The organism is Streptomyces cavernae, assembly GCF_004023625.1.
Lineage (GTDB): Bacteria > Actinomycetota > Actinomycetes > Streptomycetales > Streptomycetaceae > Streptomyces > Streptomyces cavernae.
The window spans coordinates 1-1413 of sequence record NZ_RPDJ01000120.1; the positions used below are offsets into that span (position 1 = coordinate 1).

The window sequence follows — 1413 nt, forward strand, 5'->3', positions numbered from 1 at the left end:
ACACAGTGGACGCGAGCAACTGAGGACAAGCCCTCGGCCTATTAGTACCGGTCAACTCCACACGTTACCGTGCTTCCATATCCGGCCTATCAACCCAGTCGTCTACTGGGAGCCTTACCCCATCAAGTGGGTGGGAGTCCTCATCTCGAAGCAGGCTTCCCGCTTAGATGCTTTCAGCGGTTATCCCTCCCGAACGTAGCCAACCAGCCATGCCCTTGGCAGAACAACTGGCACACCAGAGGTTCGTCCGTCCCGGTCCTCTCGTACTAGGGACAGCCCTTCTCAAGACTCCTACGCGCACAGCGGATAGGGACCGAACTGTCTCACGACGTTCTAAACCCAGCTCGCGTACCGCTTTAATGGGCGAACAGCCCAACCCTTGGGACCGACTCCAGCCCCAGGATGCGACGAGCCGACATCGAGGTGCCAAACCATCCCGTCGATATGGACTCTTGGGGAAGATCAGCCTGTTATCCCCGGGGTACCTTTTATCCGTTGAGCGACGGCGCTTCCACAAGCCACCGCCGGATCACTAGTCCCGACTTTCGTCCCTGCTCGACCCGTCGGTCTCACAGTCAAGCTCCCTTGTGCACTTACACTCAACACCTGATTGCCAACCAGGCTGAGGGAACCTTTGGGCGCCTCCGTTACCCTTTAGGAGGCAACCGCCCCAGTTAAACTACCCATCAGACACTGTCCCTGATCCGGATCACGGACCCAGGTTAGACATCCAGCACGACCAGACTGGTATTTCAACGACGACTCCACAAGAACTGGCGTCCCTGCTTCAAAGTCTCCCAGCTATCCTACACAAGCCGAACCGAACACCAATATCAAACTGTAGTAAAGGTCCCGGGGTCTTTCCGTCCTGCTGCGCGAAACGAGCATCTTTACTCGTAGTGCAATTTCACCGGGCCTATGGTTGAGACAGTCGAGAAGTCGTTACGCCATTCGTGCAGGTCGGAACTTACCCGACAAGGAATTTCGCTACCTTAGGATGGTTATAGTTACCACCGCCGTTTACTGGCGCTTAAGTTCTCAGCTTCGCAACCCCGAAAGGTCACTAACCGGTCCCCTTAACGTTCCAGCACCGGGCAGGCGTCAGTCCGTATACATCGCCTTACGGCTTCGCACGGACCTGTGTTTTTAGTAAACAGTCGCTTCTCGCTGGTCTCTGCGGCCACCCCCAGCTCACACCGAAAAAGTGATCACCGGATGTGGCCCCCCTTCTCCCGAAGTTACGGGGGCATTTTGCCGAGTTCCTTAACCATAGTTCACCCGAACGCCTCGGTATTCTCTACCTGACCACCTGAGTCGGTTTAGGGTACGGGCCGCCATAAAACTCGCTAGAGGCTTTTCTCGACAGCATAGGATCATCCACTTCGCCACAATCGGCTCGGCATCAGGTCTCAG

The 1413-nt window shown here is 56.1% G+C and carries 1 rRNA gene; it reads right to left on the bottom strand.

The features are described from left to right. Window positions 1–21: 21 nt before the first annotated feature. A 23S ribosomal RNA gene (locus EF387_RS46425) occupies window positions 22–1413 on the bottom strand; the annotation flags it as partial.